The sequence below is a fragment of the Microcoleus sp. MON2_D5 genome, assembly GCF_036701905.1.
In the GTDB taxonomy this organism is placed as follows: Bacteria; Cyanobacteriota; Cyanobacteriia; order Cyanobacteriales; family Microcoleaceae; genus Microcoleus.
Genome location: NZ_JAUBRM010000041.1, coordinates 1 through 26,887 on the forward strand (window position 1 = coordinate 1; position 26,887 = coordinate 26,887).

Annotated in this window: 22 protein-coding genes and 1 tRNA gene; 8 read left to right on the forward strand and 15 right to left on the reverse strand. The window is 45.5% G+C overall.

Annotated features, from left to right (window positions below; all coding sequences use genetic code 11):
* Window positions 1–58: 58 nt before the first annotated feature.
* On the reverse strand, window positions 59–1,321 hold the full coding sequence (locus QUA47_RS16490; RefSeq protein ID WP_333431542.1) for a serine protease: 1,263 nt from the start codon (window positions 1,319–1,321) through the stop codon (window positions 59–61).
* Window positions 1,322–1,617: 296 nt separating this feature from the next.
* On the reverse strand, window positions 1,618–1,914 hold the full coding sequence (locus QUA47_RS16495) for a CU044_2847 family protein (protein WP_333431543.1): 297 nt from the start codon (window positions 1,912–1,914) through the stop codon (window positions 1,618–1,620).
* Window positions 1,915–1,988: 74 nt separating this feature from the next.
* Between QUA47_RS16495 and QUA47_RS16500 the strand changes: the two genes are divergently transcribed.
* From QUA47_RS16500 to gcvT, 4 genes are all read left to right on the forward strand, one after another.
* Window positions 1,989–2,291, forward strand: coding sequence for a hypothetical protein (locus QUA47_RS16500; RefSeq protein ID WP_333431544.1), 303 nt, complete (start codon window positions 1,989–1,991; stop codon window positions 2,289–2,291).
* Between the two features lie 868 nt (window positions 2,292–3,159).
* Entirely contained in the window at window positions 3,160–3,363 is a 204-nt protein-coding gene (locus tag QUA47_RS16505) for a hypothetical protein (RefSeq protein WP_190659577.1), read from the forward strand.
* A 151-nt stretch (window positions 3,364–3,514) separates the two neighbouring features.
* Window positions 3,515–3,587: transfer RNA gene (locus tag QUA47_RS16510), tRNA-Ala, on the forward strand.
* 236 nt (window positions 3,588–3,823) lie between these two features.
* Window positions 3,824–4,975, forward strand: a complete 1,152-nt coding sequence (gcvT, locus tag QUA47_RS16515) for a glycine cleavage system aminomethyltransferase GcvT (RefSeq protein WP_333431545.1) — start codon at window positions 3,824–3,826, stop codon at window positions 4,973–4,975.
* A gap of 111 nt (window positions 4,976–5,086) precedes the next feature.
* Here gcvT and QUA47_RS16520 read toward each other — a convergent pair whose 3' ends face one another.
* Complete coding sequence (locus QUA47_RS16520) at window positions 5,087–5,920, reverse strand: alpha/beta hydrolase (RefSeq protein WP_333431546.1); 834 nt, start codon at window positions 5,918–5,920, stop codon at window positions 5,087–5,089.
* Window positions 5,921–5,979: 59 nt separating this feature from the next.
* On the opposite strand from QUA47_RS16520, the gene gcvH reads away from it, so the two are divergent.
* The 3 genes from gcvH (at window position 5,980) to QUA47_RS16535 (ending at window position 11,461) form a co-directional block, all read left to right on the forward strand.
* On the forward strand, window positions 5,980–6,369 hold the full coding sequence (gene gcvH, locus QUA47_RS16525) for a glycine cleavage system protein GcvH (protein WP_333163397.1): 390 nt from the start codon (window positions 5,980–5,982) through the stop codon (window positions 6,367–6,369).
* Between the two features lie 290 nt (window positions 6,370–6,659).
* Entirely contained in the window at window positions 6,660–9,611 is a 2,952-nt protein-coding gene (gcvP, locus tag QUA47_RS16530; protein ID WP_333431547.1) for an aminomethyl-transferring glycine dehydrogenase, read from the forward strand.
* Between the two features lie 167 nt (window positions 9,612–9,778).
* A complete protein-coding gene (locus QUA47_RS16535) occupies window positions 9,779–11,461 on the forward strand; it encodes a glycoside hydrolase family 44 protein (RefSeq protein ID WP_333431548.1) in 1,683 nt (560 codons plus the stop codon).
* Window positions 11,462–11,538: 77 nt separating this feature from the next.
* Here QUA47_RS16535 and QUA47_RS16540 read toward each other — a convergent pair whose 3' ends face one another.
* The 6 genes from QUA47_RS16540 to miaB all read right to left on the reverse strand — a co-directional run bounded on the left by QUA47_RS16540 (window position 11,539) and on the right by miaB (window position 18,771).
* Complete coding sequence (locus QUA47_RS16540; RefSeq protein ID WP_333431549.1) at window positions 11,539–12,411, reverse strand: MBL fold metallo-hydrolase; 873 nt, start codon at window positions 12,409–12,411, stop codon at window positions 11,539–11,541.
* 248 nt (window positions 12,412–12,659) lie between these two features.
* Complete coding sequence (locus tag QUA47_RS16545) at window positions 12,660–13,949, reverse strand: HhoA/HhoB/HtrA family serine endopeptidase (protein ID WP_333431550.1); 1,290 nt, start codon at window positions 13,947–13,949, stop codon at window positions 12,660–12,662.
* A gap of 531 nt (window positions 13,950–14,480) precedes the next feature.
* The gene (locus tag QUA47_RS16550) at window positions 14,481–15,563 is read right to left on the reverse strand and encodes an AI-2E family transporter (protein ID WP_190659562.1); all 1,083 of its coding nucleotides are present in this window, start codon (window positions 15,561–15,563) and stop codon (window positions 14,481–14,483) included.
* Between the two features lie 262 nt (window positions 15,564–15,825).
* Window positions 15,826–16,896 carry a D-alanine--D-alanine ligase family protein gene (locus QUA47_RS16555; protein WP_333431551.1) on the reverse strand — a complete coding sequence of 357 codons (1,071 nt, stop codon included), beginning with the start codon at window positions 16,894–16,896 and terminating at the stop codon, window positions 15,826–15,828.
* Window positions 16,897–17,082: 186 nt separating this feature from the next.
* The gene (locus QUA47_RS16560; protein ID WP_333431552.1) at window positions 17,083–17,298 is read right to left on the reverse strand and encodes a hypothetical protein; all 216 of its coding nucleotides are present in this window, start codon (window positions 17,296–17,298) and stop codon (window positions 17,083–17,085) included.
* Window positions 17,299–17,427: 129 nt separating this feature from the next.
* A complete protein-coding gene (miaB, locus tag QUA47_RS16565; protein WP_333407310.1) occupies window positions 17,428–18,771 on the reverse strand; it encodes a tRNA (N6-isopentenyl adenosine(37)-C2)-methylthiotransferase MiaB in 1,344 nt (447 codons plus the stop codon).
* A gap of 202 nt (window positions 18,772–18,973) precedes the next feature.
* Between miaB and QUA47_RS16570 the strand changes: the two genes are divergently transcribed.
* Window positions 18,974–19,846, forward strand: coding sequence for a Cfr10I/Bse634I family restriction endonuclease (locus tag QUA47_RS16570; RefSeq protein ID WP_333431553.1), 873 nt, complete (start codon window positions 18,974–18,976; stop codon window positions 19,844–19,846).
* Here QUA47_RS16570 and QUA47_RS16575 read toward each other — a convergent pair whose 3' ends face one another.
* The 6 genes from QUA47_RS16575 to nfi all read right to left on the reverse strand — a co-directional run bounded on the left by QUA47_RS16575 (window position 19,847) and on the right by nfi (window position 26,546).
* Window positions 19,847–21,076 (reverse strand): DNA cytosine methyltransferase, encoded by a 1,230-nt coding sequence (locus tag QUA47_RS16575; RefSeq protein ID WP_333431554.1) that lies wholly within the window; start codon window positions 21,074–21,076, stop codon window positions 19,847–19,849.
* A 167-nt stretch (window positions 21,077–21,243) separates the two neighbouring features.
* A complete protein-coding gene (locus tag QUA47_RS16580; protein ID WP_333431555.1) occupies window positions 21,244–21,672 on the reverse strand; it encodes a hypothetical protein in 429 nt (142 codons plus the stop codon).
* Between the two features lie 422 nt (window positions 21,673–22,094).
* Complete coding sequence (locus tag QUA47_RS16585; RefSeq protein WP_333431556.1) at window positions 22,095–24,098, reverse strand: FHA domain-containing protein; 2,004 nt, start codon at window positions 24,096–24,098, stop codon at window positions 22,095–22,097.
* 102 nt (window positions 24,099–24,200) lie between these two features.
* Complete coding sequence (locus QUA47_RS16590) at window positions 24,201–24,731, reverse strand: FHA domain-containing protein (protein WP_333285125.1); 531 nt, start codon at window positions 24,729–24,731, stop codon at window positions 24,201–24,203.
* Between the two features lie 476 nt (window positions 24,732–25,207).
* Window positions 25,208–25,552 (reverse strand): KGG domain-containing protein, encoded by a 345-nt coding sequence (locus QUA47_RS16595; protein ID WP_333431557.1) that lies wholly within the window; start codon window positions 25,550–25,552, stop codon window positions 25,208–25,210.
* 340 nt (window positions 25,553–25,892) lie between these two features.
* A complete protein-coding gene (nfi, locus tag QUA47_RS16600) occupies window positions 25,893–26,546 on the reverse strand; it encodes a deoxyribonuclease V (protein WP_333431558.1) in 654 nt (217 codons plus the stop codon).
* Between the last annotated feature and the right edge of the window lie 341 nt (window positions 26,547–26,887).

The window sequence follows — 26,887 nt, forward strand, 5'->3', positions numbered from 1 at the left end:
AGGTACTGGAATAATAATGAATCCTCCTGTATTTATTGTTTTAAGCACTGCCTAGCCCTTAACTGAACCGTATTGCGCTTTGGATAAACCCATCTTTGACTAAATCCTGCCAATATTCCTCCTCCAATGCACCCAAAAATTCCGCACTAAAAATATTGGGAAAACTCGATGTAGGAAAACGAGTTTTCCAGTCTTCGCTTAAGGGACGCTTACTGGCAATTACCATCGCCAACATACCCGCCGAAGCTTTGGCACGCCAATCTTCTCCCCAGTCCTGAAAGAGATCTAAACGTCGGATAATTCCTTCAAACTCATCTAGGATCACAATCAAGCGATAACCCTGTTTTTGCAGCAGTATCAAGCCATCTTCCACCTCATAAGGATCGTCATTAACATCCTGGCTCCAAGGTTCAGTTCCTGTTTGTTTGAAAATCTCCCGCCGCAGTCCATCAATAATGCCTTTTGGCGTGTGAAATTTAGAAGATTGTAAATCTAAAGTCACAATTAATGGTTTTTGTTGAGGTTGAAAAAAAATCTCGGTACGTTCTCTAATCAACCGCAAGAGGGAAGTTTTGCCATTGCGTCGCATTCCTACTATATTGATGCTCTGAGAACTAATAGCACCAATTCGGTTTTTTACCTCTAAAATAGCTTGTTTACGTCCATAAAAGCGTTCTGGCGAGACTGGCGTGCCGTAGTCAAAGGGATTGATATCTGTTTTTTTTGAATTATTTTGATGAAACCGCTGATTGAGTTCTGCTAGTTCAGGAAATTGGGCAAAAATTATACTTACAGGTACGGCTCGCCCTCCTAAATCCATGTTAGGATTGCGAGAAATATTCAGAATTCCACAAACTTTTCCCGTGCGCTGATTGAGTAATGGTGAGCCACTGGCTCCATAGTTTGCCTGTCCTCCTTTCAATTTGTACAAGGGCGAATTGCCTTTAAAGCTTTCACCTTCATACTTAAAGGTAGCAGAATCACCGTCGGGATAATCCTGGGGATAGCCATAGCTAAATAAATCGTCGTTCAGTTGAGGATATAATGATTCAAAATTGATGCAAGGATGATTTAAATCTGGCGTATTTAACTTTAATATTGCTAAATCTAGATGATCTTCGGGTAGGATTTTTTCAAGACTCGCAGTGTATTGCTGATTTTGGTATTGCCAGAATACATGGATTGTTTCAGAATTAGCTGATGCAACGACATGGGCGCAGGTGAGAATTCGTTGTGGGGCAACAAAAAAACCAGTTCCATGACCACCTCCAACGCTGACGCGCAGGGTGCATTGTTGCAATAGTTTAGTGATATCTGTCATATTTGGGTGTTAGCGAGTAGTCACTCTATGCAGTTGAGATATCAGGATACGGCAGTGCCAATTGGTATCAACTAGCCCGTCAAATCCGTTAGTCAGTCCGCGAGTCCGCCAGGGGTTGAAACCCCTGTCTAATAGCGAAAGCCCTCTAAAAGAGGACTAATGAGTTGAAAATTCTTATCTTCAGTCCTCTTGAGAGGACTTTAGCTTTGAGACAGGGAATTCATTCCCTGTCGGACTATCGGTTTTACGTGTTTGTTGACACTAATGGGCATTGGTGTGTCCTCCATTTGTTGGAATTACTTGCCCCACTCTAAAGTAATTTCTAGGTTAGCTTTGCTAGAACCTTTGACAATTAATGTTGTAATTTGTCCAGATTCAATGGCAATATCTAAGCCAAATTTAATGGTGGCTTTATCTGGATTGACTTCTTGCAAAACTCCTGATAGTTCTTTCGCAATTGCCTTGATAGCATCTGTTGCTTCTTTGAAAGGTCGTTTCTGAAAGGCGATTTTCTGTTCACCACTTAAACTTGCTTCGACTCTGACAATTGTGCCGTCAGAGAGTTCTAGGGGAATAGTTGTTGTTTGTTCCATGCTTTTGCCTGCTTTGCTGTTGATTTTAGATAAATAATTCTCTAGGATAAGCTTTTTTTCCTAAAATTGCTACTATGATTGCACTTCGGGACGGGCAAGATCCCCATCCCACAAGAGTTAAAATTAGTCCGGGAGGCAGGGGTGATCAGAAAGCGGGTTTTGGCGAAAATACTTCGTTACGCTATGGATATACGATCGTTGTGACGAATTCTCGGCAACAGCAAGTCACCTCAAGCTACTCCGTCACCCAACGCCGACGGTGTTACGAATGCAAGAAAAATACGGCTGACGACTGCTACGAATCAAACCCACAAAAGACTCAATCCTCAAATACTCCTGGATATTGGAATGTGAAACCAGTTTTCCCAACTACATAGATGAAGACGAGGAGGATTAACAAAGAAGTCTTGACAAACTGTTCGACATAAAATTTATACTGATAGATTAAAATGTATTCTCGAAACTCAGGAATCGCTCGATAATAATCAAACTTATCCCCTTGATCGTAATTTTTCGTATTTTTTTACAAAATTTCAACAATCATCAAAGGATTAATTATTGTATCTGTGCGCTCGTCTAAAAGCACTGGTTCGCCTTGAATTACCATCACATCTGGATAAGTATACAGATGATAGCGCGGTATCGACAACCGTAAGTCACCAATAAAAACCTTATAGTTTTGCCCCTTCAGAGCAAATTTTAAATGAGCCTAAAAATGGTCTGTAATATCATTATGACTTGGACTACGACCAGTCATAGGAACTATCTCGCCATCAATATATTCACTTTGGGACTGGGCGACTTCCTCTAGTGCAAAATATTCCTCTGGCGAGTAGAGTTTTTGACTTTGGGTTAACTTAGTTTATATCCTCAACAGCCGTTCATTTTATTTTAATTAAAAGTACACCAATTTTATCAAATTTGCATCGGGTCAGGGTGCGATCGCACTGCTATCAAATAAGTTATACTCAAAGGTTGATCGCACCCTACCCCCTCAAAAAAGCGTGTGCAGCGCAGCTATCCCCCAGGGAATCGCTCGCTCAAGAGTCAAAAACGCCACCTCTAAAGCTGAGCTAGCTCTCATTTACTTTGCATATTGTAATTATCACCAAAAGCTATCATTTTTTCTCAGTAGCTTTCCGCTGCTCCCTCCGCGTTTTACAGCAAAAGTTAAATACGCCTGAGCTTATCTGCACGGAGCGAAAAGTTTTGTTACAATAGGTAAGCTGTTACAAATCGTAACTTATGCTGGTTTCTATTTTAATAATTGACGTTGCCCTCGTTGCCTGGTCTTTGCACTTAATGCAAGAGGCGATCGCGCAACGGGAATTTTCACTAATGCTAGCCGGCACCCTAGTTGCGGTTTCAGCCGCCGCCCTGCTAGTCGTCTACTTCCTCATGGGGTCTTGTTTGAGCCATTTGACGGAAATATCCCAACACACTTACTAAATCATAGTAGGGATTGACCATTGTCTAGAAGCGATGAGATTTTTGGAAAAAAAAGCCGAAAGCCTTGCCAATCCAGGGTTCAAAACTAATTTGCCCAAAAAGCTTGACAAATATTGGTCAGTTAAGGCATGATTGAGAGCGCGAAAAGAAAGGGGAATTAGCTCAGTTGGTAGAGCACTACAATGGCATTGTAGGGGTCAGCGGTTCGAGCCCGCTATTCTCCATAAACAAGATTAGGGAAACGGCCCTGCTGTGTCCTTACTCGTAGGGAAACGGCACTGCCGTGTCCTCATCGCCGTGTCCTTACTCGTAGGGAAACGGCACTGCCATGTCCTTAATTTCGATCGCGACTTGTACCTAAACAGCATTGCCGCGCCCTTAATTTCGATCGCGCTACACACCGCGAAAACCAATTTTCCCGTAAAATCAAAACAGTCTACCCGCAACCAAAGCGCTACCTGTGGCAAAGTCAACTGAATCCAGCAATCCAGAGAGTCCGAGCCAACTTGCCCGCACGCCTCTGTACGACCTATCATTAGAACTCAAAGCCCGGATGGTACCCTTTTCCGGGTGGGAGATGGCGGTGCAGTACGCAGGCATCAGCAGCGAACACCAAGCAGTACGCCAGCAAGCAGGAATGTTCGACATTTCCCACATGGGAAAATTTGGTTTGAGAGGGAAACAAGTAAGAGAAAAATTTCAACCCTTAGTACCCTCAGACTTGAGCCGCTTGCAACCCGGCCAAGCTCAATATACAGTCTTGCTAAATGCCCAAGGCTGCATCTTAGACGACATTATTTTCTACTGCCAAGAACCAGACCCTATCACTAGCGAAGAACGTGCAGTAATCATTGTCAACGCCGCCACTCGCATCGCCGACAAAGCATGGATCGCCACTCACTTAGAATTGAGCGAACTCAGTTTTACAGACCTCTCCGAAGATAAAATTTTAATTGCAATTCAAGGGCCGGAAGCTGTTAACTATCTCCAGCCTTTTGTGGAAGACAACCTCGCACCAATTAAGGCATTCGGTCACTTAGAAACAAATCTGTTGGGACAGCCGAGTTTTATCGCCAGAACTGGTTACACCGGCGAAGATGGGTTTGAAATCATGGTGGATGCCGAAGTAGGAAAAGAACTGTGGCGAAAATTGTTAGATGCTGGCGTTGTACCCTGCGGTTTGGGTGCCAGAGATACCTTGCGTTTAGAAGCAGCAATGGCTCTTTACGGTCAAGATATCGACGACAATATCACGCCTTTAGAGGCTGGATTGGGTTGGGTAGTTCACCTCGATAGCAAAGGCGATTTTATTGGTCGCGAGGTTTTGGAACACCAGAAAGCGAGTGGAGTATCAAAGAGGTTGGTAGGTTTAGAAATGCAGGGGCGGCACATTGCGCGCCACGGCTATCCGGTAATATTTGAAGGCGAAACAGTAGGAGAGGTTACTAGCGGTACATTATCGCCTACATTGAATCGGGCAGTTGCCCTCGCGCTTGTTCCGGCAAAATTAGCGAAAATCGGTCAGCAATTAGAGGTCGAAATTCGCGGGAAAAACTATCCGGCTAGTGTGGTAAAAAAACCATTTTATCGATCGCCAAATCGCCCCAGTTAAATTAAGTAGGTAAACCTTAATTCAAGGGCGTTGCTCATAGCAACGGTTCACAATAAAGTATAAGTGTATCTGTGGTTGTGGAACGGGCTTCTAGCCCGTTGCTCATATTGGTCAAGAAGACTTATCTACTAGCTTAGCAAATGTTCGCAAAGTTGCAGCATAGCGATCGCCCGCCACATCGATCAAATCATTATGACCGGCCCCATCAACCCAAAAATTCAATTTCGGCTCGTTGGCGGTGGCAAACAACTGCTCTCCATGCCAAAAATGAACCACCTCATCAGCCTTACCATGAATCACCAAAACAGGCGATCGCACTTTGCCAATCTTATTAATATTTACAAACTTATCAAAGGGTAAAATCGGAATCCGCGTCAACACCCGAAAAGCCGAAACAAAGGAACTTTCAACCACCAAACCGCCGACTTTTTGCCGGGAAGCCAAATCAATTGCCGGCCCACCGCCCACAGAACGGCCGTAAAGAATAATTTGGTTTGCAGGTACTCCCAACTGTTGCGTTAAATAATTGTAAGCAGCATCAATATCACGATAAGTATTATACTCAGAAGGCTTTCCCTGACTCGTGCCGTAACCTTGATAATCATAGCCAAACACAGCAAACCCGCTATCTCGAATCTCTCTGAGTAGCCACAAAATGCCGTCCAAGTCTTCCGCATTTCCGTGACTGTAAAGTATGGTATATTTAGCTTGCGGGTTAGGAAAATGAACAGTAGAAATTTTCACGCCATTAGCTGAGCTAACTTTGATAACTTCCCTGCTCTCACTATGACTAGATGGGGGAGGTTGAAAAATTAGCCGTTCTGAAAAAAAGAAACCGTAAAAACACAGAAATGCGTAAATAAAAATTATAGAGCGCATAAGTCGTTTGACAGAAAATTCTCCGAAAAGCAAGCGTTTAATATTTTTTTTGTTCCAGTTAGCCATCACTAAAGGCTCATAGTTGAATAAGATTTAACTAATACTTTTTTATTGCGAGAAAAGACATGGCACTAACATACCCCGATGACTTGAAATACCTAGACACCCACGAATACATTCGACTCGAAGGCGAAATAGCCACGATCGGCATTAGTGCTTTTGCAGTTGACCAACTCGGCGATATCGTGTTTCTAGATTTGCCCGAAGTGGGTGCAGGGTTGGAAAAGGGCGAAGCTTTCGGTACAGTCGAGTCAGTGAAAGCGGTTGAAGACTTGAAAGCACCAGTTACCGGTACAGTCGTAGAACGCAATGATGACATTATAGAGTCTCCCGAAAATTTGGCCGAAGACCCCTATGGCGCTGGGTGGCTGCTGAAAGTGCGCGTTGACAACACCAGCGACGCAGATGACGCTTTCTCGGCCCCGGAGTATCGCAAAATGGTGGAAGGGGAATAGGGCATAGGGCATAGGGCAGAGGGCATGGCGCTCGTAGATTCCTCCACAATCCGCCAGGGGTTTCAACCCCTGGCTAATAGCACAAGTCGTCTCAAGACGACTGAAATACTAAGCAGTTGCGCGGGGAGTTGCGATAAGTGCGCCTTAATCTACAGTCGGCGACCGACGAGTTTAGCTGTGAGACAGGGATTTCAACCCCTGACGGACTTTGATAGACGCAGAAAATCTTCCTTGTTTTCTTAGCAAAATGTTACAAACAAAGAAGAAAAGTCAATTCAGGAGAATCCGCCTTGGTACTCTACAGCCCTCAACTTGAACCCAACCAGCAGCAAGACCTTTCATCCATTGATGGTTTTGCGGGCCGGCACATTGGCCCGACACCCAGCGAAATCCAGCAAATGCTGGATGTTTTGGGCCTTTCGGGCCTCGATGACTTGATTGACAAAACGGTTCCTGGGGCGATTCGCATTTCTGCACCCCTACAACTTCCAGCAGCGCAAAGCGAGTACAGCGCTTTGGCAGAATTGAAAGAAATTGCGGCAAAAAATCAGGTATTTCGATCGTACATCGGCACTGGATATCACGACTGCATAACTCCCCCCGTCATCCAGCGGAATATCCTAGAAAATCCCGGCTGGTATACAGCTTACACTCCCTACCAAGCCGAAATTGCTCAAGGGCGATTGGAAGCTTTACTGAACTTCCAAACCATGATAATTGACCTTACGGGTTTGGAAATTGCCAACGCTTCTTTGCTGGATGAAGGGACAGCGGCGGCGGAAGCGATGGCGGTGAGTTACGGCGCCAGCAAAAATAAGGCAAAAGCGTTTTTTGTTTCCCAAGATTGCCACCCTCAAACTATTGAAGTGGTGCAAACTCGCGCTAACCCGCTGGGAATTGAGGTAATTGTCGGCGACCATCACAGCTTTGAGTTCGATCGTACAATCTTCGGCGCTCTCCTGCAATACCCCGCCACAGACGGCGCAATTTATGACTATACGGATTTTATCCGATCGGCACACGAAGTCGGCGCATTAGTCACAGTAGCCGCCGACATTTTGAGCCTTTGCTTGCTCAAACCCCCCGGCGAATTCGGCGCGGATATAGCCGTAGGAAGCACTCAGCGCTTCGGAGTGCCGATGGGATTCGGAGGGCCCCACGCAGCCTATTTCGCCACGCGAGAAGAGTTTAAACGGCAAGTTCCGGGGCGAATTGTCGGCGTTTCTAAAGATGCTAACGGCAAATCTGCTTTGCGCTTGGCCTTGCAAACTCGCGAACAGCACATCCGCCGCGAAAAAGCAACCAGCAATATTTGTACTGCTCAAGTTTTGCTGGCAGTGATGGCTAGTATGTATGCTGTTTATCACGGCCCATCTGGACTGAATGACATTGCTGAGAAAGTATGGAATTTAACTGCCCTTTTGGCATCCGGTTTAAGAAGTTTCGGATACAAAATTACTTCTCAACATTTCTTCGATACTTTGCGGGTAGAATTGGGAGACAAACCGCTGTCAGAAATTCTAGAAGCTGCTAAAGTTCGGAAAATAAATCTCCGAGTTTTCGATAACTCGACAGTAGGAATTAGTTTAGATGAAACTGTAACCGTTGAAGATGTGCAAGAGTTGTGGAAAATTTTTGCTCAGGATAAGGATTATATCAGGGCTGACGGGCAGAATGCTCTCAACATTGCGCTGGATGCTGAGGCATTAAGTTCATATTTGACCTTACCAGATTTTTGCGATCGCACCAGCAGCTATCTCGCCCATCCTGTTTTCAACAGCTATCATTCAGAAACTGAACTTTTGCGATATTTGCACCGTTTAGAAGCCAAAGATTTATCGCTGAACACATCGATGATCCCCTTGGGTTCTTGCACCATGAAATTGAATGCAACAGCAGAGATGATGCCAGTGACTTGGGGGGAATTTGGCAAGATACATCCCTTTGCACCCCGCGATCAAACTCGCGGCTATCAAATGATGTTCGTGCAACTAGAACAGTGGCTGGCAGAAATCACCGGTTTTGCGGGAATTTCTTTGCAGCCAAACGCCGGTTCTCAAGGCGAATACGCGGGTTTGTTAGTTATACGTCAATACCACGAACACCAAGGCGAATCTCACCGAAATATCTGTTTGATTCCCCAGTCAGCCCACGGTACAAATCCGGCTAGCGCGGTGATGGCAGGGATGAAAGTAGTTCCAGTCGAGTGCGATTCTCAAGGCAATATTGATGTTGCTGACTTACATAAAAAAGCCGAAAAACACAAAAATGAACTGGCTGCTTTGATGGTGACATATCCATCAACGCACGGCGTTTTTGAGGAAGAAATTAAAGAAATTTGCGAGATTGTCCACAACTGCGGCGGACAAGTTTATATGGACGGCGCAAATATGAATGCTCAAGTTGGTTTGTGCCGCCCCGGTGATTTTGGTGCTGATGTTTGTCACTTGAATCTACACAAAACTTTCTGTATTCCCCACGGCGGCGGCGGACCGGGAATGGGGCCGATTGGGGTAATGTCTCATTTAGTAGAATTTTTGCCCAGTCATTCTATTCTTAACAGTCAACAGTCAACAGTCAACAGTCAACAAACATCAGTTGGTGCTGTTTCCGCAGCGCCTTGGGGAAGTGCTAGCATTTTGCCTATTTCTTGGATGTACATTCGCATGATGGGAGGAGTGGGTCTAACTGAGGCAACAAAAGTAGCAATTCTTAATGCTAATTACATGGCAAAACGCTTAGAATCTTATTATCCGGTTTTGTACAAAGGGAAAGCGGGTTTAGTGGCGCACGAGTGTATTCTAGATTTGCGATCGCTCAAAAAATCTGCTGCTATTGAAGTTGAAGATATCGCTAAACGGTTGATGGATTACGGCTATCACGCGCCGACGGTTTCTTGGCCGGTCGCTGGTACGGTAATGGTGGAACCGACGGAAAGCGAATCGAAGCAGGAATTAGACCGTTTTTGCGATGCAATGATTGCAATTCGAGCTGAAATTGCGGAAATTGAAAAAGGTAATGTTGACGCGCAAAATAACGTATTGAAAAATGCGCCGCATACCGCAGAATCTCTGATGGTTGATGAGTGGAATCGTCCTTATACTCGCGCGCAAGCGGCTTATCCGGCACCTTGGACTCGCGAACATAAGTTTTGGCCGGCGGTGGGGCGGATAGATAATGCGTTTGGCGATCGCAATTTTGTTTGTTCTTGTTTGCCAATGGAGGCTTACAGTCAAGGTTAAATAAGTCTCTCCGGGTGGGCAATGGGCACCTTACACATATACTCTTGTGGGGTGCTTCTAGCCCGCCCAAAAAATAAAATTTAAAGGTATAATAGCTTATCAAGCCAGATAAACGCGCCGAAAACAATGTAATACAAGAATCCAAACATCCCCAGGTAAAATAAAAAATGAATAGACGATTTTTGTGGTTGGCTCCCCAAAATAAATCGCGTTGGATTATCCTATTATTGTTAGGTCTTTTGGCTGCTTTGGGGGTGGTAGCAACAGCAGCTTACATCAAAATGGCGATCGCCCAAACTATCGGCCCGGCTTTGTCTGTAGATGTTACAGCCGATCGACATTCCATAAGTCCCGATATCTATGGTATGAATGATTTCGCGATCGATAGGGCCCTCGCCCAAGAGTTGCGAATTCCAGTGGAACGTTGGGGGGCTAATCACACCAGTCGCTACAATTGGCTTGTCGATTCTTCCAACAGTGGCGATGACTTCTTTTTCGTGGGTGGCGGCGACAATAAAAATCCTGTTCCCGGCGAGTCTATAGATAAAATTGTCAAAACTAACCGCCAAAACTGCAGCAAAAGTATTGTTACTATTCCGATGATTGGCTATGTAAATAAATTTAGCACTTGGAACTGTGGCTTTAGAGTATCCAAATACGGCCCGCAAGAAAAAACAAACCCCTACATTTTTCCAGAAGGCGATAAGTGCGGCAACGGTAAGCGTCCCGACGGCACTTTGATAACTGATAATAATCGCCTTGATGTCAGTATTATTAGCGACCCAGCTTTTCAACAAGCTTGGGTTCAACACTTAGTTAAAACCCACGGTATTGCTGCTAACGGCGGTGTGCAAATTTATCAAATGGACAACGAACCAAGCGGCTGGGGAAATACTCACCGCGATGTTCATCCAGAAGCGACAAGTTACGATGAATTGCGCGATCGCACTTATCAATATGCGTCAATGGTAAAAGCTACAGATCCCACTGCTAAGGTACTCGGCCCGTCGGATTTTGGCTGGCCTGTCTATGTGGATTCGGGCGTTAAGGGCGATCGCGAAAAACACGGCGGTGTCTGGTTTGCGCGGTGGTACTTGCAACAAATGCGCGCTTACGAACAGCAGAAAGGTGTTCGGATTCTAGACTATTTCGACGAACACTACTATCCTGCGGCGGACAATACCTGTTTGGCGAATTGTCCCGCCGGCGATGCCAACACCCAAGCGCTGCGACTGCGATCGACTCGTTCTCTCTGGGATGCTACCTATATTGATGAAAGCTGGATAGGAAAATACAATCCGCCATTAACAATCCTTCCCCGGTTTCGAGAGTGGGTAAAACAGGATTATCCAGGTACAAAAATTGCAATTACTGAATACAATTGGGGCGGTTTAGAGTCAATTAACGGGGCATTAGCCCAAGCCGATGTACTGGGGATTTTTGGGCGAGAACAACTCGATTTAGCGACGCTGTGGGGGCCTCCTAAGTCTTCGGAACCGGGTGCTTATGCTTTCCGAATGTACATGAATTACGACGGAAAAGGTGGTAAGTATGGCGATACTTGGGTGCGATCGCTTAGCAAAGATCAGGGACTTTTGTCAATCTACGGAGCCGATCGTACCAGTGATGGTACTCTGACGCTGGTAATTATTAATAAAACCAGCCAAAATTTGACCAGCAACTTGAGTTTGAAAGGATTTAACCCAGCCGCCAAAGCTCAATTTTACACTTACAGTGAAGGGAATTTGGGGGCGATCGTCCGTCAGATCGATTTAGGTGTCAGTGAGACTGGATTTCAGGCAACTTACCCGGCTAATTCTATGACTTTGGTTGCGATTCCCAAAGCGTAATACAAAATCCCTCTTATTCTTAGTCCACGTACGCGGACTTTGTGTGTGTAGTAGCGGTTTCAACCGCCGAGTATCTATTAAGCATCTACCATCCAAGCAATACACTGTTGCATTTGATTGCTCATTGTTTCTCGCTCGGCTTGATACCTGCGGCCGTGTCCCGGCAACACCCATTCAAAGTCATAATTAGCCAAATTCTGCATAGATTTGATTTGTTCCGGCCAAGAATACCAACAGACTTCGCGAAAGGCAACTAGCTGCTGCAAACTTTCCGACCAAGCAAGATGATCGCCGCTGAACAAAAACTTTTTATTGTAAAGCAAAACTGTGTGACCTTTCGTGTGACCCGGAACAGGTATAATCAACAAATCATCTGCGATTTGATGCGGTTCACTGCCCGAAAATTGAATTTCTACACTGCGAGTACCTGCGTTAATTTCGTCAGCATGGAGAATGCGATCGCACCCAAAATGATCGTGGTATTGTTGATGATCTGCTACGTCGTCGCGGTGAGTCAAGTACATATAGCGAATGCCCCCCATTGCTTCTATGTTTTTGACGAGCGGCGGCACAAAACGGGGAGAATCAACTAAAATATTGCCATTGGGACGGACAATTAAATAGCTGGCCGCGGCGTAGGATTTCTCTGAGTGGTAGCCGCAGTGATAGACCTTTTCTGCTACGAGTGCGGGCAAATTTTGCTGAACTTCTTTGATTTTTTTCGGTTTTTCAACAGTGCCGATCGAACTTGTGGGACAAGACAAAAGAGCCGCGAGCGATCGCATTTCTTCAGCTTCATTAGTTGGCTGGTGGTAAACCGCAGACTGTTCTCCCGCTTGACCAAATACTTCAGGTGCCATCCACCGACAAGTATCACAGTCAATGCAGGTACTGTCTACATAAAAGTTACCGTTAATATTTTCAGTACGCCTCCGATTAATGTTAGCCATTTTTCTACCTCTTAATAACCCATATAAATTATCGTAACTTACTCTAACGGCTACCCCCGACATCCGGCGGGAGGTTTAAAGGCCCGTCTCACAGACCAAGCCGATTAAAACTCACCTCTTGCACCATTCTCAATAACGGGCAAGATGCCCGTTCCACAAGAGATTAATTTTCTTGTGGAACAGGCATCTTGCCTGTTCATAAAAGGATTATTGACAATGGTGCAAGAGACAAGTTTCAATCAACAATTCTACCGCTGCTGGTCCGCTGGAAAAGCACCCGCTTTCACCGCCACAGTGACAGGTTGTCCCCCGCGGCTTAATTCAAGCTGCAGATCGCTGCCCACGGTACTTTTCTCAACAATTTCTTGTACGCTGCCAGCATCGCTGACTTCTTTACCGTTGATTTTCTTGATGACATCGGCAAGGCGAACTCCAGCTTGTGCCGCGGGAGAATTTTTCGCAACCCCCAAAACTAACACGCCTTTATCTTCAGTCAGCCTCAATTTGGTGTTGGGATTTTGATTAAATTCTCTCTTTATTTCGGGAGTAATGCTCAACATCCGAACGCCGAGATAAGGATGTTCGGCTTTTCCTGCTGTTACTAATTGGTCGGCAATTTGTTGTGCTCGATCGATCGGAATAGCAAAACCCAATCCTTGAGCGCCTTGAATAATCGCCGTATTCATGCCGATAACTTGACCGCGCTGGTTCAGCAGCGGGCCGCCGGAATTGCCGGGATTGATCGCAGCGTCGGTTTGAATAAAGCTGACGCGCTTGTCAGGAACACCGACATCGGCGCTAGAACGGCCTGTAGCGCTAATAATGCCCACAGTCACAGTATTGTCCAAACCGAGGGGATTGCCGATCGCGATCGCCCATTCTCCCGGCTCTAATTCTTCAGATTTGCCCAAACTCACCACAGGCAAATTAGTAGCTTCAATTTTAACAACAGCCACATCAGTAACTGTATCTACGCCTAAAACTTTGCCGACAAATTCGCGACCATCCTTCAGTTTTACCGTCACCGTATCCGCGCGGTCAACGACGTGAGCGTTAGTCAAAATGCGACCGTCAGAACCAAAAATAAAACCCGAACCAGAACCCCGTTCTACTCGATTTCCCGGTTGAATGGGAGATTCCGAACCGAAGAAGCGCCGGAATTGCTCGGGTATCTCATCTGGAACTTGGTTCGTCACCGTGCGAGACGAATTGATCCGCACCACTGCCGGACCGACTTCCTGGACAACTTTAGTGACAAAATTAGAGTCTTGAGAGGGCAGTATATTCGCAGGCAATGCTGAGATTGGCGCTGTAGTGGAAGGTTCAGCTTGAATGGCGTTAGAACTTCCAGGAACTTGAGAAGTTATGGCGTTGCACCCAACAGTTGCGGTGGAACCGAGCAAAATGAGGGATAAAAAAGCCAGTTTTTTCGGCAACGAGAAATGGCGAGAACGCACAGTTTTAGCAGGCATATTTTTGGTTGACATAGTATTGAGTTGGTGGGAGTTAGAGCGAGAGTTATAATTAGGATTTTGCATTTTTAGCACCTACTGTAATTTAATTACAACTTAAGGTTGTTTAATTTTAATTCAAGCATTGATGATCTCTGCTTGACTGGTGGGGTTTACCCTACAAGCTGGGGCAGAAACCGGACAGTCGCAGGCAAATTGTTTGTGAAATCGAGGTTTTGAGTGCGATCGAACTGGGTCGGCACTGGCGAATTGCTGTCTGAGTGCGATAATACAAACTACGCTAGCCAGGTCGCATATTCCGCATTTTCCGCAAACTTTTCACAGGATTGATATCCGAAGTCAACAACAATCCTGCCCTCAAAAAAGCCAGGTTTCTACGCAAAATCTTCGTGGTGAGCGATCGACTTTAACCTAGAAACGGGGTTTTTGAGCCCGCCTGCATCTAGGAAAGATAGCAGCTAAAGCACCGGAAAGCCTCACCCTAAAGCAGGAAGTAAAAAACCTCTAAAGCCTCAAGCTAAAGTACCAACTAAACCCTAGTCAAAATAGCCTGCAAAAACTCTCTTCAAATCTCAAATTTGAACCTATGGAGGAATTTTACTGCTCCATAGGTTCAATGGAACTAACCGAATCGACTTCCCTCGACTTGTTCCTCGAAATTTCCAAAACATCAACAGTATTCTTAATAAAACCAGCCATCGGCACAGCAACTAACAAACCTGCTACTCCTGCCACCTTAACCCCCACCAGCAGCGCGACTAAAATCCACACAGGATTGAGACCGATAAAACCCCCTAATAACCGAGGAGCAACCCCGCTTTCAATTATTTGCTCAATTACTGTAGCGACAGCTAAAACTGTGACGCCGAGCCAAAAGTTGTTTAATGTGATCAGCAAACTGACAATGCAAATACTGAAAGGTGCCCCGAAGGGAATCATAGTCATTACACCCACGCCCAAACCGAACAGAAGTCCGAAGGGAACTCGCAAAATTAAAAAAGTAACAGTGATAGACAGTCCCATCAAACCCGCCAAAGTTGCTTGACCGACGAAGTAGTTGTGGAAGCTTCGCGCCAGCAACTCTCGCAATTGAAGGCTCAGCTTGGAGGGAAACCATTTAAACAAGCCTTCCCAGACGCGATCGCCGTGCAAGAGCAAGTAGAATGTCACGACTATTGTGAGGAGGAAATTCAACAGACTGTCTGCAGCACCCAAGCCAAATTTGAGAATTTCGCCAGTGAGAGACTGCAACTGAGCTGAAAGTCGATCGCTCAATTTGGTAGTCAAACCGCTAACATCAATGCGGAGATTGCGATTTTCCGCCCACTTGTTGAACGCTTCAATCTGTTCTGTGCCAGAAACTATCCAAGTCGGCAGTCGGGTGGCAAGTTCAGTAATTTGGTTTAGCAGAATGGGGGCTAGAGTCAGACCTAAAACCACCAATAGCAGTAAAGTCAAAAACAATACCGACAAAACTGCTCGATCGCGCTTCAAGCCGTATCTGTGCAGAAAGCGCACTGGATAATCTAGCAAAAAAGACAGCACTGTAGCCACTACCAAAACTGTAATCAGGGCGCGAAAATATTCAAAGACTAGGAGGGCTAACCAGCAGTTGAGTACCGCTAGGGGAAATACCAGTCCGTAAGTCCACCACTGCGGCAGTTGAGTGAAACGTCTCATCTAAGTTAACCGAGTTAAATTTTGAGATGCAAGATGTGAGATTGACGCTGCTATTCGCCCTTCTCGCTTAAACATTTTAGGGTGCATTTAATTTATACCCCACTGCTGAAGATTCCCAGTCGATCGACCAGCAGCGAAAATTTGGTTGCTGGCAGGCAGTGCCTGCCACAACCATGTTATATCGTTTCCGCTGGTATGGATATATCACCCGCGAAAAAAATATTTGTTGCTGTTGGCAAGGCAGCAGTTTGCAGCGCACGATTCAACCTTTTTCCCCGTGCCTTTCGAGAGCTAATTGAATTAAACGGTCTACTAATTCCGGGAAAGAAATGCCGTCCGCTGCCCACATTTGCGGATACATACTGGTAGCTGTAAAGCCGGGAAAAGTGTTGATTTCGTTAATCATAACTTCTCCGGTTGATTCAATGTAGAAAAAGTCTACTCGCGCTAAACCTGCCGCGTCTATAGCCAAAAATGCTTGCACTGCCATTTCTTGGATTTGGGAGACGATCGCACCGCTGACTTTTGCCGGGATTGAGCAGTCGGCTTGTCCCTGGGTATATTTAGTTTCGTAGTCGTAGAAATCGCTTTGGAAAGTAATTTCTCCCACCGTTGAAGCTTGGGGGTTGTCGTTACCCAAAACTGCACATTCTAATTCTCTCGCAACCACACCCGCTTCGACAATTATCCGCCTGTCGTAGCTGGCGGCGCTGTCGAGAGCTGCTTCTAATTCAGCGCGCGATCGAGCTTTAGAAATTCCCACTGAGGATCCCAAATTAGCGGGTTTTACAAAGCAAGGATAGCCCAAATCAGCTTCTATTTTGTCGCACAGTTTGGGGAAAACGCAAGGATTAGACCAGATTTCTGAACGGTTGACAGCGATGTATTTTACCTGTGGCAAACCAGCCTGAGCAAAAGCCATTTTCATGGCAATTTTATCCATTCCCAGCGCCGAACCTAAAACCCCGGAACCGACAAAAGGAACTTGCATTAATTTCAGCAATCCTTGCACCGTACCATCTTCGCCGTTTGGCCCGTGCAAAACAGGGAACCAAACCTCTACGGCATTAAAATTAGGAAACTGTCCAGCGGGAAAGTCGTTTTGTCCTGCTTGTTCCTCTATTTCCAGAGGTTTTCCGCTGGCTAAGACTTGTTGAGGTAATGTTCCCGACAGCCAGCGACCGTTTTTTTGGATGTAAAAGGGCAGAACTTCGTATTTAGAGGCATTTTCCTCAGCAGCGAGGGCACGGGCGATCGCCCGCGCCGAACTAATTGAGACTTCGTGTTCGCCCGATCGCCCCCCGAACAATAGCCCGATCCGCATCGTTGTCATTTTTCACCACTCCTAGGACTTTTCGACAAATATACACGCAGTTAGCGCAGCTAACGCAGAGACGAACCGCTTTAAGACTATTTATCTCCTCTGTTCCACTCTTCCTCTCTCTCCTCTGCGCTCTCTGCGGTTAAAATCCCCCTCCCGCCTGTGAAAAGCCTCAATTACCCCCCCGGCCATTTTCAGTTAAACCGTCCCCAGAATCCACAGCAAACAGCCACATTTAATCGAAAATTGCATCATTTCCCTCCGCATTCGATTCCGGTTTCTTGCCCGGGCTTGAAACAGTTTATTTCCTTCCTCGTCTTTTCGCGCACTTAGATATTCCCGGAACTCAATACTCCAGTCATGCTTATTTTTAAGAAGAGTTGTGGGCAGCAAAATGCGAATTACTTTCAGCATAATTTGCTGCTGATGTTAAATTACTTCTTCCCACAAATCTAGTCGCGATTTAACACCCTACACTTTATGTTTTGAGTATTGAGTTGGCAAACATTATTTTGGCTTCAACCCAAAACCCAAAACTCAAAACTATTCCACCATTTCTCCCGTCAAACTAAAAGCGCGAATATCTGTAATTTTAACCCGCACAATTTTACCCGCCAATTCAGCAATATCGCCCTTAAAAAATGTGAGACGGTTGCCGCGAGTGCGTCCCATCACCTGAGTTGAATCTTTGAGATTCTGGACTTCCACCAAAACCTCTTCAGTGCGTCCGAAATAGCGCTGCGATCGTTCCATCGCCGTTGTTGTGACTACATGATTGATTCGTTGCAGGCGATCGGCTTTCACCTCCTCACTCAACTGATTTTCCCACAAAGCGGCCGGCGTCCCAGGGCGAGGCGAATAAGCCGCAGTATTCACCAAATCGAAACCAACATCTTCGATTAACTTCAAAGTCTTCTCAAACTGGGCTTCCGTCTCCCCAGGAAAACCGACAATCGCATCTGCAGTAATCGAAGCATCCGGCATATAATGGCGAATTGTATCAATAATTCGGCGGTATTTTTCCTGAGTATAACCCCGCGACATCGCTTTCAAAATATCATTATCCCCGGACTGAAAAGGAATATGAAAATGTTCGCAAACCTGCGGTAATTCTGCACAAGCCTTAATCAATCTTTCCGTAAAATAGCGCGGGTGGCTAGTAGCAAATCTCAGGCGATCGACACCAGGCACATCCTGCACAAAATAAAGCAAATCCGTCAAAGTATGCTGGTTGCTGCCGTCCGGTTTTGTCCCCGGCAAATCGCGTCCGTAAGCATCAATATTTTGCCCCAACAAAGTTACTTCCTTGTAACCTTGACGGCCCAAATCCTCCATTTCCGCCCGAATTGCCTCTGGCATTCGCGACTGTTCAACCCCGCGAACATTCGGCACAACACAATAAGTGCAGCGTTCATTGCAGCCGTAAATTACATTCACCCAAGCAGTCACCTTGCTGTCGCGGCGCGGCTTAGTAATATCCTCCATAATCTCAACAGCTTCAGTCGCCACAACTTGATTGCCCTCAAAAACTTGTTCCAGCAAATCTTCAAGTCGGTTAGCGTGTTGCGGCCCCATTACTAAGTCTAATTCCGGTACTCTCCGCAGCAGCGCTTCACCTTCCTGCTGCGCGACGCATCCAGCTACAATTAAAGTTAAACCCGGTTCTTGGCGTTTGCGATGAGCTTGCCTTCCGAGGTTAGAATAAACTCTTTGTTCGGCATTGTCGCGAATTGTGCAAGTATTGTAGAGAATCAAGCTAGCTTCGTTCGGGTCTTCCGAGAACTCAAAGCCCATATTTTCCAGAATGCCGGCCATCCGTTCCGAGTCGGCTTTATTCATCTGGCATCCGAAAGTAGTGATGTGATAGCGGCGGGGTTTAACGGTCATGGACAGTAAAGATAATTTTTCAGTGCAGGCTGGTTTTGCCGTTGTGGTAAAGTTTTCAACAGCAGAGATATTCTCAACCCGTTTTTACATTATACGATCGTTCTTGCTTAAGAAACTGCTGCATTTTTGAGTACGGGGAGATCCATTGCTTGTTTTCGTAACACCTTGGTAAAAACTTACATTTTATAGCTGTGAACAAAAAATGGTTAATTATACTGAATGGTTCACGGAACGCACCAGTGGTAAAATTCAGATTAATAGTACAGCAATATACAGGCATTTATCTCTCGAAGTAGTCGAGAGGTTAGATAGTAATTTATCGGTTAATGAAATTATTGAGTGGATTAGAAATAAGACACGATCAGCCTTTAGCAGTATGTATGGAAAAAATCCTGAAGTGGGTGCTCTTAACAATGCTACGGGAAGATGGAATGAATTTATAGCAACTAGCTTGTTGTCAGAAATTGTATTGGAAATAAATAAAAATAATGATGCTTGTAGCGCGGTATTTTCTTTGCCCAACTCACAGTCACAAAAAGAAGGAGCCGAGGAAGCTTCTTCAAAATTTATAAGTTTATTCAAAAGTATTGAGTTTGCATCTGGACAACCTCTAGCTAAACTTGCTCCTTTTAAAGACTATATTTTTATGCCAAGTCCTGATTATATTATCGTTGTACTGGGTAAGAGTGAGGTTGCAACATCTATTCAGCCTCTTTTAGAACAACAAGTAAAAAATCCCGATAGTTTGGCATTGTACAACTTTTTAAAAGGAAAATTACAATTAGAACAAGTAAAAGCGGCAGCATCTCTTAAAACTTCAAACCGTCCCGATCGCCGATATCAACCTTTATTCGAGGCGGCGATGATTAAAGCAATGGGGTATGTATTGCATCAAAATTGGCAATATTATATGGTTGCCAGCGAATTAACCTCTGCGGATAGGACTATATTTACCACAGCAGTTGCTCCTCATAGTATAGCACTCGAACAAAACTTCAAACTTGTAGATGGTACATACCTGTACACCAGAAAAACCGATTTAATACCTTTAGTTGAATCTGCTATTAGACAATAGCTAAGTGTAAGTTTTCTCAAGAAACTTCAAAGGTAACTCTAACTGTTTATTGATGGGCAGCGACAACTCCGAATGCCATTCTGTTGTTTCTAAAAATTTAATAATTGTTTGAGCAATACCTTTCGATGCTAAGTAAGGAACTCCATTTCCCACTGTTTTAAACATATTGCTTAATGTCATATTTTCTGGCAGCGCAAATTCTTTTGGCAGTGACTGAACGGCCAGTGTTTCTGCAACAGAAAGCCTGCGAACTTTGTAAGGGTGCAAGTGAACTTCATTGTTGCCGTAACAAGCAGTCGGGGAATAACGCCACCTGTGCAAACGCTTGTAAGATTTTTTAGAATCATCTCCCTCATCAACAGCAGCAAACCTTTTAATCCCCGCTCTTGGTTGAAAATAATGTTCCGCATTAGGATGGTTTGCAACGTCATTTTTTTGGAACCAAAACTGTACTGTTAACTCTTTGGGAATGCCATCAGGGCAAGGCAATAAACCATCGCAGGCAAACGCATCAGTATCGGGCCAAGGATTAGAAAAAACTTCTGACTTGGGATATAAAATTTCACTTGACCAAGGAAATATACCTTCAGGTAACATTTCGCTGTTTTCATCTAAAGAAATGCCCATATCTTTGACAACATTTTTTCGGAAACCGATTAAGATAATCCTGTCTCTATCTTGTGGCACACCGTATTCAATCGCATTAATTAAACGTTCCACAAATACGTATCCAGACTGAGCCAACTGGTTTTTGAGTGCGTCATAAAAAATTTTATGTTGTTTGGTTCTCCACAAACCTTTGACGTTTTCAAACAAAAAGAAATCCGGCTGCTGTTGGCAAATCAATTCAATGTAGGAAGCAGAAAGTTTGCCTTTATCTCCTTCCCCACCTCGGTTTTTGCCACCAATAGAAAAGTCAGGACAAGGCGGACCCGCAATAAATCCAATAAGATCGTGTTTCTTGCGAGCATCTTGCATCAATTCCCGCAAATGAAGTGCTGGTTTTCCCTCTACAAGTCGAGTTACATCTGCTTCCTCTCCTTCGCAGTGTCCATATTGTGGCTGTGGTAAATTTAGACACTGGCGAGAGTGACGGTATGCTTGGATGAATGGCGAGAAAATTTCATTTACATAAACTATATTAAAACCAAGCGATTCAAAACCCAAATCCAGGAAGCCTGAACCTGAAAAAAATGAGAATATAGCGGTTTTCTGTTGAATTAGGTGCACGGGGGGCAATTGGTAATTGGTAATTGGTAGAATGGCAGGGGTGGGTTTTGAGCGAAAACTACTCTGTGAGTTTCGGAGATTTTTAGCTAAACCTGCCCATATATTATAGAATGACCGGGCGGATTTGAGGCGATTATTGTTGGTAAAAACCGCCGCTACAGGTATTATTACAACCATTGCCCCCCTCGGAAACGCCAGTGGGGAAACAAAATCCGCATCAGTGTTTGGGATGCCAGATAAATAGCCAGCCACACTAAACTATAATGCAAAGCAAAAGCTCCCAAGTCAAAATCTTGTGCAGTTATCCCCGGCAAACCGATAATTTTGATTAAAAATAACACAAAAAGTGCTTCCCAAATTCCAGCGAGTAATTGAAACGCGCCGGGCCAATCTCGATCCCAGCGGAACTGCTGGATGTATATATATAAAGCATCCCAGCCGATGCCAAAAATCGCTACATACCCTAAAATCCAGAAAAATATTGAGCCTGATTGGGAGGTAATTAAACCCAGAAAAAATGGCAGCGTTACTAAAACGCCTACGGTGGCAAATAACAGTAACCGAGTTTGCCAACGGCCGAATAAGGTGGGAGTCATGCGATTTTAGATTTTAGATTTTAGATTGAATGGGAAGGATGTTCGATTTTAGATTTTAGATTTTAGATTTTAGATTGAATGGAAACCTCGTTTAAATCAGTTAAATATGACATTTTTTTTTACCATTTTCAAGAACAGGCAAGATGCCTGTTCCACAAATAGTGAGTTTTATTGTGAGGTAGGCATCCGGCCCGCCGGTAAAAAAACTATTGAAATAGTGCAATATTTCAGTTAAATCTATTAAATCTGAGATGTTGCACCATTCTCGCTTAACAGGCAAGATGCCTGTTCCACAATAAAATTCATCTCTTGTGGAACAGGCATCTTGCCTGTTCCTAAACAAGTAATTGACAATAGTGCAATATCTCAGTTAAATCCATTAAATCCTGTACATTGCTTGTTGCCGAACTTCGTCCTTCAAGTTAGTCGGGAGATTTATTTAAAATCCACTTCAACCACTGCACGAACGATCGCCAAACGCTCAATTTCCGCACGCCAGCAACTCGGTTGGCGGCCAGACTTTCAACGGAACGCAAGGCGGCGTATTGCAAGCCCAAAAAACTGTCTACGGGCGCGTAAGGCCCTCCCAAAGTAATCGCGCCTGCTGCGTATACCCGGCCTTCTGTGTTGCTACCAGAAGAATTCCGCAATTCGGGTACTTCAAAATCGTTGTTAACACTCAGCCGGCCCAAACCGTTGAGGGGAAGATTGTATTGAGCTACCAAATCGTTTAACAGGGGACTGGTTTTTACCTTAGCGTCCAAACCCGTAGCATCAATAATAAAATCAGCTTCTAACTTAATTTGCCCCTTGAGTTCCTTCTCCTGAATGTACGTCACCGTGCGGTTTTGACTGTCGCGCTCGACTCGCTCGACTTCACCGAAGGTAATTTGATACCATCCTTGACTTAAACCTTCTTTGACAATCCGCCGCCAGTCGCTGCGCTGGGCTGTGGTAGTGCCGCCCCAGTCGGTGAGCAACTGCGGCCGCAATTCCGGGGCGGCTTGTTCCAAAAGTACGCGGAGTTCCCCGCCCCAGCAAGCTTTTGGCCAGTTGAAAGGTTGAAATTCGTAGTGATTTTCGACTCTTCGCTGAGCGAGTTTAAATTTGTTACCTTGAGGTTTGGGCGATCGCATCAAATGCAATACTTGAATGTTGCGGTTCCGCTGTCGCGCTTCGTAAATTCGCTGCACCACCCGCGAAGCCACAATTCCCCGGCCTCTAATTAACACGCTGCCGCCGCTGGTCTCCAATTTTTCGTAAACGCCGTCGTGGCTTTCATAAGCGTTGACAACCGACTCAAAATCCTGGGTTTTTTCGCGGTAAGCTTGCAAATCGGGCAGAAATTGAATGGCGGGATAGCCGGTGGCTAAGTGTACGTATTTGGCGATTAAAAAAGCGTGGTCGCGGTGATCCGCATTCGATCGAGAATAAGCGATCGCGTACCTGCCGTCATCTGTTTTGCGAATTCCCCGCACTCTACCGTAGCGAAACATCTGATTCCACCCAATTCGATCGACTTCCCTGTCAATAGAATCAAACACATTCCCCGCGCGAGGCGTATAAGTTTCGGCAAAAGTCGGTTCAGCAAACACCTGCCACATCAACTTCAACGACATCCCCAAACGCCCTTTCAGCAATTCCTGCCAAGCTTCCCGCAAAGCATAGGGAGGCCACCCCCAAATGTTGTCTGGACAAGAGTCAGAATTCGATCGTAGGCGTTCCCGCAGCGGAATTTGAGAATTCAGGCACAGACGCAGATAGCGGGCGTAAGGCTGGTTTTCCATGCCCAAAACCGCAATTCGATCGATTTTCACGCCGCAAATTCTCAGCAAATCCACCCAAATAAAGCTGCCCAAACCGCCGCCAACGGCAGCCCAATCAACTTCTGTCACAGGGAGTCCCCTAGATTCGACCGATCGCATTGACACTTGAGAAGCTTGCAAAAATGCGATCGGCGGAAATTCTCCCCTACTACCTGTTTGAGGAAGCTGCTGCACGATTTGTGGCTTCAATGCGGGGTCTGGCCCATTGGTCTGCGGGTTAAAGAAAATGTGAAAATTGACCGACGGCGTTTCAGGGGAATTCACAGCAAAAGAAATGCCGATCGCGTAGGGCCCAACTTGCAGCATATCCCCGTTTGCCAGCACGCAGCGGGTTTGGCGAATGCCGTTAACAAAAGTACCGTTGCGGCTGCCCGTGTCAGTAAGTAGAATACTGTTGCCTTCGGTGCCAATCACTGCGTGGAAGCGAGAAACTTGACTGCTGCTGAGGGCAATTCGAGAAACTCGTTCCCCGTTGATTGTGGGGGGCATAGCTTCAAAAATTCGTCCCAAAGCGATGGGTAAGTCGAGTATCGGGGATCGACAATCCCCCGTAGCTGTATCTGTCCAAGTCAGTCGCAGGCGCAAGGGTTGAGAATTCATGATTTTTTAAACATCAGCCGTCGGCTTTGAGCTTTCTGCAAAAAAAGATTTTTGAAGTTGAGAGTGTTTACCGCATAGCCCGATTTTCCCTTTTTCAAACTCTCACGGAGAGATCATCACACTCGCCGCCGCCGCCAAAGAAGTACCGCACCACGGACACCCCGCATTCAACTGCGCGTAAGGCGAAATTCGGCTGCATTTGGGACACTGCAAACCGTATTTTGAAGGCCCCGTCGGCTGAAAGTTACCAGGTGCGGGAGGCCCAGACAGCAAAACTGTCTGCGGCGCGGCTACCTGCACCTCCGTCACATTCACCACCTCGATTTGCACTTGCCCTAAATGGATGTGACTTCCCGAGTTCAATTTTGCTTCGCCTCGGACGAGAATTTGTCCGTCTACCAGCGGCGGATTGCTTTCCCGCAAATTCCGCACTGCATACTCCTGCAATTCCTGATTAAAAAATATTTCAACGTGCAGCCCCGATACGCTGGGATGCGAAAATACTATATCGCACTTCGCCGGATCGCGCCCTAGTCTCACGGTTCCCGGACTTTTGCTCGGCTGTCCGTTTTCAATTGTCTGAGTTTGACGCACCCCAGCTTCTGTCCATGCTAAAGTTAGCTGGTTTGTCATGATTTTATAGTTAACTCAAAAATATAAAAAAATATTAGCTGATTTATTTTGAGGACGGACTTCCTCACCAAAAAACTTAATTAGAATTATTGACGCCGACTCGATCGAAGTTCTGAAAATATTATCTGCAGCTAAACAAAAAAGCCCTGAGTTCGGGGCTTTTAGTGTTCGTATTGGCTTTTTTTGAGAGACTGAATCGCGCTTGCCAGCTTTTCTTTCCCGCAAAATTATGGACCCCTGTGCAGCTTTGTTAAAAAATTGCCGTTAAAGATTTGCCAGCGATTGCTAAAAACTAATTGCTGTGGGGTTTTCAAATTTGCAAAGCTGTGGGGCGCTAGTTACAAATTTTGGAGGTTGGGCGATCGAACTACCTTGGTAACTTCGATCGCCCCACCTCCTCAAACGTTCACTGTCCTAGTGCTATCTCTCACGCTGCAACTGTGCAATCTTTCATTACAGGGCCAGCCTTGAGAGACTTAAGCTTCGCTCTTGCGGCTTTTCCGACCGCCTTCGCGACCAATTTGAGCCATGTGTTCGCGATTTCTGCTGACAGCTTCCCCACCTTTTTGACCAGCTTGTCTGGCTTCTTCAGGGGTGAATTCGTGTGCAGTTCCTTTCTCGTGTGCAGCTTTTCCGCCCTTGCTAGCAATTGCGCGCTGTTTTTCTGCATCCATAGAAGCGAATCCGCGTTTGCTTTTCTCAGCCATGACTGTCTCCTTGTTTGTTTCTGATTTTTTAGCTCGATCGCGCCTTCGCCTCCCACTGTCGTGGTTACTCCCAGTCAGTGGTGAGATATCCGACGGTAAATTATGAAACTTCATCAGACGAATCTAAGCTTTTGGTTGAACTCGCAGGATGACTCTTTCATAATTTACAAATGTGAACTAAAAATAGTTCACGCCCGGGCACTATAGTTAGAGCCGCCAATGTTTTAAGCTGGTTACTGTCTTTCAATCATTCTATAAACCTCCCCAACTTTTATACCTCTTTCTCAGGTATAGTCATTCTTTAGTTCGCTGGAAGGATGGAAGCGAAAGCTGATTGGCAGTAGACTCAGAGGATTTTTTGACTCGGGCGGCGCCACCTCAAAAATTAAAAGTCCAAAGACGGATGCTTTTTTGGTCTTTTTACTTTTTTTTTGATGCCTTCGGCTCTTGCCACTTATCCCGATGTTAGTTGGTCTGCCGATCGAGTTGTTTCTGGTAAGCGATATTTTGGGGCGCAGCGCAGGACGTACTCGATCGCACTTATCAAGTTTACCTTATGACCTATCGAAACATAAATCGGTTTTACCCCTGTTTGCGTCCTCAGCGCTGCTCCTACCGTCGATCCCTCCAACAGCAAGGGTTCCCAACTGCCCCGGTCGAGTCCGACTTCTGAATGTTCTCCAATAAATCGATTTTTGGCAACGCCGATCGTGGCAATCCCTGTCAAAACCCCCAAATGGCAGGCAAGACCGAACCTGCGGGGGTGGGCTAGTCCTTGACCGTCGCACAATATCAAGTCTGGTTTCAAACTGATATTTTCCAAAGCTTCGAGAACTGCAGGCACTTCTCGAAAAGACAGGAAACCCGGAATATAAGGAAAAGTTGTAGGACTGCGAACCACAGCTTGCTGCTGCAACTGTAAGTCGGGAAAGCTCAGAACTGTTACAGCGGCCCGCGATACATCGTTTGCACTGTCGTAGCCGACATCTACGCCTGCGACGTACTGAACTGTGTCCAGTTGATTGGCGGTAATTACCTCTGACCGAAGCTGTTCTTGAATGGCGATCGCCTCTTCAACTGTCTGCGGCCAAGGGTGTCGCTGCAACATTTTGATTTTTCTTCAACCGTTCTCATCTAAGCTTAACTGATTTTCGGGCATTTTTAAACTCAGATTTTTATCGTTTGTAGCTATAAATTCCTAACTTGCCCAAGGAATCTTTTTTTCTACTCAGGTGGGTTGAGCAAGGCGGGCCGATGCCAATTCTACAAATAGAGTCTGTGCGTCGGAGAGTGAAATTCTATCTTTCGCTTGTGCTTGAACCAACCCCCAAAGGTTTTAGCGGCAAGCACCTCCAATCTTCTACTCAAAATTTATAAAAAATACCTTTTCGATCCTGATTTTCTAGCTTTCTAGAAAGCTTGCTCTTTCCGATCGCCCTTTTATCCCTT

Excerpts from the sequence above, each read along its gene's own strand:
- QUA47_RS16490 (WP_333431542.1), bottom strand. The coding sequence starts at position 1,321 with ATGACAGATATCACTAAACTATTGCAACAATGCACCCTGCGCGTCAGC.
- QUA47_RS16495 (WP_333431543.1), bottom strand. The coding sequence starts at position 1,914 with ATGGAACAAACAACAACTATTCCCCTAGAACTCTCTGACGGCACAATT.
- QUA47_RS16500 (WP_333431544.1), top strand. The coding sequence starts at position 1,989 with ATGATTGCACTTCGGGACGGGCAAGATCCCCATCCCACAAGAGTTAAA.
- QUA47_RS16505 (WP_190659577.1), top strand. The coding sequence starts at position 3,160 with ATGCTGGTTTCTATTTTAATAATTGACGTTGCCCTCGTTGCCTGGTCT.
- QUA47_RS16520 (WP_333431546.1), bottom strand. The coding sequence starts at position 5,920 with ATGGCTAACTGGAACAAAAAAAATATTAAACGCTTGCTTTTCGGAGAA.
- gcvH (WP_333163397.1), top strand. The coding sequence starts at position 5,980 with ATGGCACTAACATACCCCGATGACTTGAAATACCTAGACACCCACGAA.
- QUA47_RS16535 (WP_333431548.1), top strand. The coding sequence starts at position 9,779 with ATGAATAGACGATTTTTGTGGTTGGCTCCCCAAAATAAATCGCGTTGG.
- QUA47_RS16540 (WP_333431549.1), bottom strand. The coding sequence starts at position 12,411 with ATGGCTAACATTAATCGGAGGCGTACTGAAAATATTAACGGTAACTTT.
- QUA47_RS16545 (WP_333431550.1), bottom strand. The coding sequence starts at position 13,949 with ATGCAAAATCCTAATTATAACTCTCGCTCTAACTCCCACCAACTCAAT.
- QUA47_RS16550 (WP_190659562.1), bottom strand. The coding sequence starts at position 15,563 with ATGAGACGTTTCACTCAACTGCCGCAGTGGTGGACTTACGGACTGGTA.
- QUA47_RS16555 (WP_333431551.1), bottom strand. The coding sequence starts at position 16,896 with ATGACAACGATGCGGATCGGGCTATTGTTCGGGGGGCGATCGGGCGAA.
- QUA47_RS16560 (WP_333431552.1), bottom strand. The coding sequence starts at position 17,298 with ATGCTGAAAGTAATTCGCATTTTGCTGCCCACAACTCTTCTTAAAAAT.
- miaB (WP_333407310.1), bottom strand. The coding sequence starts at position 18,771 with ATGACCGTTAAACCCCGCCGCTATCACATCACTACTTTCGGATGCCAG.
- QUA47_RS16570 (WP_333431553.1), top strand. The coding sequence starts at position 18,974 with ATGGTTAATTATACTGAATGGTTCACGGAACGCACCAGTGGTAAAATT.
- QUA47_RS16580 (WP_333431555.1), bottom strand. The coding sequence starts at position 21,672 with ATGACTCCCACCTTATTCGGCCGTTGGCAAACTCGGTTACTGTTATTT.
- QUA47_RS16585 (WP_333431556.1), bottom strand. The coding sequence starts at position 24,098 with ATGAATTCTCAACCCTTGCGCCTGCGACTGACTTGGACAGATACAGCT.
- QUA47_RS16590 (WP_333285125.1), bottom strand. The coding sequence starts at position 24,731 with ATGACAAACCAGCTAACTTTAGCATGGACAGAAGCTGGGGTGCGTCAA.
- QUA47_RS16595 (WP_333431557.1), bottom strand. The coding sequence starts at position 25,552 with ATGAAGTTTCATAATTTACCGTCGGATATCTCACCACTGACTGGGAGT.
- nfi (WP_333431558.1), bottom strand. The coding sequence starts at position 26,546 with ATGTTGCAGCGACACCCTTGGCCGCAGACAGTTGAAGAGGCGATCGCC.